Origin of the sequence: Rhodoferax sp. UBA5149, from assembly GCF_002413825.1 — a bacterium.
GTDB lineage: Bacteria > Pseudomonadota > Gammaproteobacteria > Burkholderiales > Burkholderiaceae_C > Rhodoferax.
On sequence record NZ_DHXT01000020.1, the window covers coordinates 1 to 5,712 of the forward strand.

General features: G+C 63.2%; 2 protein-coding genes. One reads left to right on the forward strand and one right to left on the reverse strand.

Annotated features, from left to right (window positions below; translation table 11 throughout):
- The first annotated feature begins 28 nt into the window (after positions 1-28).
- Positions 29-481 (forward strand): DUF2721 domain-containing protein, encoded by a 453-nt coding sequence (locus B3V69_RS01550; protein ID WP_296443173.1) that lies wholly within the window; start codon positions 29-31, stop codon positions 479-481.
- 80 nt (positions 482-561) lie between these two features.
- On the opposite strand, the gene B3V69_RS01555 is transcribed toward B3V69_RS01550, so the two are convergent.
- On the reverse strand, positions 562-5,712 hold a 5,151-nt coding region (locus B3V69_RS01555; RefSeq protein WP_296443161.1), incomplete at its 5' end, for an excinuclease ABC subunit UvrA.

Sequence of the window (5,712 nt, forward strand, 5' to 3'; positions counted from 1 at the left end):
AAGCCCTGTCTCCAACCAACTAGCCTTCATGTTCTTTGCCGTTGATCTCGATACCGTCACCCATGGCATTCAGCTCGCCGTGGCCCCCGTGTTTTTGTTGACGGCCGTCTCGGGCATGATCGGCACCGTGGCCGGTCGGCTGGCACGCATCATTGACCGCGCCCGGCTGCTCGAAGACCGGATTGAAGCCGCCCCGGCCAGCGACGCCATGGCCCCCGCCTACGACGAGCTCAAGACCTTGCGAGCGCGCGGTCGGCTGGTCAACGCCTGCATCGCACTGCTCACCTTCTGCGCCATTTTGATCGGACTGACCATCATGGCGCTCTTTCTCGGCGAAACCACCCAAATACAGATTCTTCGCATCGCGACGATCTCTTTTCTGTCCGGGGTGAGCTGCTTCTTGCTGGCACTCTTATGCTTTTTGACCGAGACACTGCTGGCCACCCGCATGCTCAAGTTCGGCAAGCCCAAAAAAGTTTGAAGAGGCGCGCGCCTAGCCCTCGTATCTATTGCGCATGATGCTACTGTTTTTATAGCAACCGTGAAACCAACGACCACCGCCTAGCGCGCCAGCACCGCCGCCAATGCCACGCCGGTGTGGCTGCCCAGCGTCACCACGCCTTCCGGCGTCGCCGCCGCCACGACACGCCCACCGGCGTTGCCGCCATCCGGTCCGAGGTCGATCACCCAGTCGGCTTCGGCAATCACATCCAGGTCGTGCTCGATCACCACCACGCTGTGCCCGCCATTGACCAAACGGTGCAGCACTTTGATGAGTTTTTCCACATCGGCCATGTGCAGGCCGACCGTCGGTTCGTCCAGCACATACAGGGTGTGCGGGGCCTTCTGGCCGCGCCGGGTGATGTCGTCGCGCACCTTGCTGAGTTCCGTCACCAGCTTGAGACGCTGCGCCTCGCCGCCGCTGAGCGTGGGCGAAGGTTGCCCCAGCGTCAGGTAGCCGAGCCCCACATCTTTCATCAGCTGCAGCGGGTGGCTGATATTGGGCATGGCTGCGAAGAATTCCACCGCTTCGTCCACTTCCATCTGCAGCACGTCGCCAATGTTTTTACCGCGCCAGGTGACGGCCAGCGTCTCGGGGTTGAAACGCGCGCCCTTGCAGGTTTCGCACAGCACTTTCACGTCGGGCAGGAAGCTCATGGCGATGGTGCGGATGCCCTGCCCTTCGCAGCCGGCACAGCGGCCCTCTCCCGTGTTGAAACTGAAACGGTTGGCGGCGTAGCCGCGCGCCTTGGCCTCCAGCGTATCGGCAAACAGTTTGCGGATGATGTCCCAGAAACCAATGTAGGTAGCGGGGCAGCTGCGCGGGGTTTTGCCAATGGGTGTCTGGTCGACTTCCAGCACGCGGTCGACGGTCTCGTAACCGGTGACCGACTCGCAGCCGACCCAGGCGATTGCTTCGCCGGCGGCCAGCGCATCACGGCCGGCTTTGGTGCTGCGTTTCTGGACGGCGGTTTGCACGTTGCTCAACAGCACATCGCGCGCGAGCGTGGATTTGCCGGAGCCGGAGACACCAGTGACGGCGACGAGGCGGCTCAAGGGAACTTTGGCTGTGACGTTCTGCAGGTTGTGCAGCGTGGCGTGGTTCACGGTCAGCCATTGCTGCGCTGGCACCACCCGCCTTGCCTGCAGCGGGTGCTTCATGGCGTGCAGCAGGTAGCGGCCAGTTTGGGAATCGCTCGTTTTCACGATATCGCTCACCGCGCCTTCGGCCACCAGGCGCCCGCCGCGCTTGCCGGCGCTGGGGCCGATGTCGATGATGTGGTCGGCGCGGCGGATGGTGTCTTCGTCGTGTTCCACCACCACCAGCGTGTTGCCTTTGTCGCTCAGGCTTTTCAGCGCGCTCAGCAGGATCTGGTTGTCGCGCGCGTGCAGGCCGATGGTGGGCTCGTCCAGCACATAGCACACGCCTTGCAGGTTGCTGCCGAGTTGCGCCGCCAGCCGGATGCGCTGGGCCTCGCCACCGCTCAGCGTCGGTGCGCCACGGTCCAGCGTGAGGTAGCCCAGGCCCACTTGCTCCAGAAACTCCAGACGGCTTTTGATTTCCGGAATCAGGTCACGGGAAATGCCGGCTTCCCGCGCACTCAGGCGATGGCTGTCCTGCAGCGACTGCACCCACAGGCGGATGTCGGTCACGCTCAAGCGGGCGATGGCGGTGATGCCCACGTCGTCGAACTTCACGGCGCGGGCGGTCGCATTCAGACGCGTCCCGGCGCAGCTCGGGCAGGCGGCATCCACCAGATCCTCCACCTCGGGCTCGGCAAAGGTCTGCTCGCGGCCTTTGTTGTCATCGTCGCGCACGGAATCATCAAACACCTTGCGCTGCTCTTTGGTCAAACGCACACCGGTACCGACGCAGTCCGGGCACCAGCCGTGCTTGCTGTTGTAGGAAAACAGGCGCGGGTCCAGCTCGGCATAACTGGTGCTGCACAGCGGGCAGGCGCGCTTGGTGGAGAACGCATGCAGCGTACCGATGGCGGCGGTCGGCGTGCCGGCCAGCATGGCGGCACGCAAACCGGTCAGGTGGCTCAGCACATGGACCACGCCCTTGCCATGCACCAGCGCGGTTGCCAGGGCCTCGCGCAAGGCGGCTTCTTGCTCCGGCAGCACATCCAGACTGGCCACCGGCAGCTCGATCGTGTGTTCCTTGAAGCGGTCAATGCGCGGGAAACCGGTGGTGGGCAAAAAGTTGCCGTCGACCCGCAGGTGCGTGAAGCCGCGCGGCCGCGCCCAGTCCGCCAGTTCGGTGTAAACGCCTTTGCGGTTCATCACCAAAGGAGCGAGCAAGCCGATGTGCTGGCCCCGAAAGTTTTTGAGCAGTTGCGCGCTAATGCTGTCCGGCGTTTGCGGGGCCACCGCGGCGCCGTCATGGATGCAGTGCTGGGTGCCCAGCTTGACGTACAGCAGGCGTAGAAAATGCCAGACCTCGGTGGTGGTGCCGACGGTGGATTTGCGGCCGCCGCGGGACAGTCGCTGTTCGATCGCCACCGTCGGCGGAATGCCGTAGACCGCGTCCACTTCGGGCCGGCCTGCGGGCTGCACGATGGAGCGGGCGTAGGCGTTGAGCGACTCCAGATAGCGGCGCTGGCCTTCGTTGAACAGGATGTCGAAGGCCAGTGTTGATTTGCCGGAGCCGGAGACGCCGGTGATGACGCTGAACTTGCCGCGCGGGATGTTGACGCTCAAGCTTTTGAGGTTGTGTTCGCGGGCGTTGATGATCTGGATACAGTTGTCTCCGGCTGCACCGGATTTGGGGTCAGAGCCCAATTTCGTTTTTTGCTTTTTTTCGCCGGAACCATCTTTGTCCTGAATTGGGATCTGACCCCAATTCCTTGACTCTTGCACCGACGGAACACCGATGCCCAGCGCGCTGTCATAGTCGCGCAGGGCTTTGCCGGTGTGAGACGTCGGGTGCTGGCGCACGTCGTCCGGGGTGCCGTAAGCCACCACTTCGCCGCCGGCGTCGCCGCCTTCGGGGCCCAGGTCGATCAGCCAGTCGCTGGCGCGGATGACGTCGAGGTTGTGCTCAATCACGATCAGCGAATGACCGGCGTCAAGCAGCTTGCGCATGGCGCGCATCAGCTTGGCAATGTCGTCGAAATGCAGGCCGGTGGTGGGCTCGTCAAACATGAAGAGCGAGCCGCGTTTGGCCGTCGCCTGGCGGCTGGCGCTCGCACTCTTGGCGGCATCCGCCAGGAAACCCGCGAGCTTGAGGCGCTGCGCCTCGCCGCCCGAGAGCGTGGGAACCGGCTGACCGAGTTTGACGTATTCCAGCCCGACATCCACGATCGGCTGCAGGGCACGAATGACGTCGCGGTCGGCCGCGAACAGGACGCTGGCCTCGCTGACGGTCAGGTTCAAGACGTCGGCCACGTTGAGGACGCGACCAACGGGGTCAGAGCCCATCTTTCGTTCGATGGTGACTTCGAGAATTTCCGGGCGGTAGCGCTTGCCGTCGCAATCCGGGCAGCGCAGATACACGTCACTCAAGAACTGCATTTCCACATGCTCAAAGCCCGAGCCACCGCAGGTGGCACAGCGGCCGTCGCCGTTGTTGAAGCTGAATTTGGAAGCGGTATAGCTGCGCTGGCGCGACAGCGGCGCGTTGGCAAAGATCTCGCGGATCGTGTCCCAGGCCCCCACATAGCTGGCCGGGTTGGAACGCGCTGTTTTGCCAATCGGGGACTGGTCCACGAACACCACATCGCTGAGCTGCTCGGCGCCCAGCAGGCGTTCATGTGCCCCAGCCGCTTCGGTGGCTTTGCCAAAGTGGCGCATCAGGGCCGGCGCCAGGATGTCCTGAATCAGAGTCGATTTTCCGGAGCCGCTGACGCCGGTCACGCAGACCAGGCGCTGCAGGGGAAATTCGACGCTGACGTTCTTCAGATTGTGGTCACGGGCACCTTCCAGAATGAGGCGCGGCGTGTTTTGCTCAACCAGCCGCTGGAAGCCCATGCCGACCTGCTTGCGCCCGCCGAGGTAGGCGCCGGTGAGGGTGTCGGCGTGCCGCAAGTCGGCGGTGCTGCCATCAAACACGATCTGCCCGCCGCGCTCGCCGGGGCCGGGCCCCATGTCGATCATGCGGTCGGCGGCCAGCATCACGGCCGGGTCGTGCTCCACCACCACCAGGGTATTGCCGGCGTCGCGCAGGCGCTGCATGGCGAGGATGATGCGGTGCATGTCGCGCGGGTGCAGGCCAATGCTGGGTTCGTCCAGCACAAACAAGGTGTTCACCAGCGAGGTGCCCAAGGCCGTGGTGAGGTTGATACGCTGCACTTCGCCACCGGAAAGAGTGCGACTTTGCCGGTCCAGCGTCAGGTAGCCGATGCCGACATCGCACAGGTATTTGAGGCGGGTGGTGATTTCTTCGAACAGCAGCTTGAGGGCTTGTTTTTCGCCTTTGTTGGGAACCGCAAATTGGGGGTCAGAGCCCAATTTCGTACTGGCCGAACTCGTGCCGGAAATAGCGTGTCCTGAATTGGGATCTGACCCCCAATTCGCTATCTGCCCTTCAACAGGTTCAGCCCGAACAGAAATGCTGTCGAAGAAACGTCGCAGGCGGTCCAGTGGCAGCAACATCAAATCGTGCAGACACAGCCCCGGCAATGCCTCAAGCTGCGCACGCGACCACTTCACACCCACCGGCATAAAGCGCTTGGCAGGATCAAGCACCAAATCGGCATCGGCCTTGCCGCCAATACGCCACAACAGGCTCTCGGTCTTCAGCCGGGCGCCACCGCACACACCGCACGGCGTGTAGCTGCGGTACTTGGACAGCAGCACCCGAATGTGCATTTTGTAGGCCTTGGTCTCCAGGTAGGCAAAGAAACGCTTGATGCCGAACCAGTGTTGGTTCCATTTGCCGTTCCAATTCGGCGAGCCGTTGATCACCCAGTACTGCTGCTCGGGGGTCAACTTGTACCAGGGCGTGTCGCGCGGGATGCCGGCCGCTTCGGCATGGCGCATCAAGTCGTCCTGGGCTTCTTGCCAGGCCGGGGTCTGCATCGGCTTGATGGCGCCGGCGCGCAGCGTCAGTTTATCGTTGGGAATCACCAGTCCGTAGTCCACCCCAATGACCCGGCCAAAGCCGCGACAAGTCTCGCACGCCCCGACGGCCGAATTGAAGGAAAACGCCGAGGCGATGGGGTCGGTGTAATGCGCATCGCTTTCCGGGCAATGCAGGCCGGTGGAAAA

Bases quoted from the DNA above. Each gene is read 5' to 3' on its own strand.
- B3V69_RS01550 (WP_296443173.1), top strand. From the start codon at position 29: ATGTTCTTTGCCGTTGATCTCGATACCGTCACCCATGGCATTCAGCTC.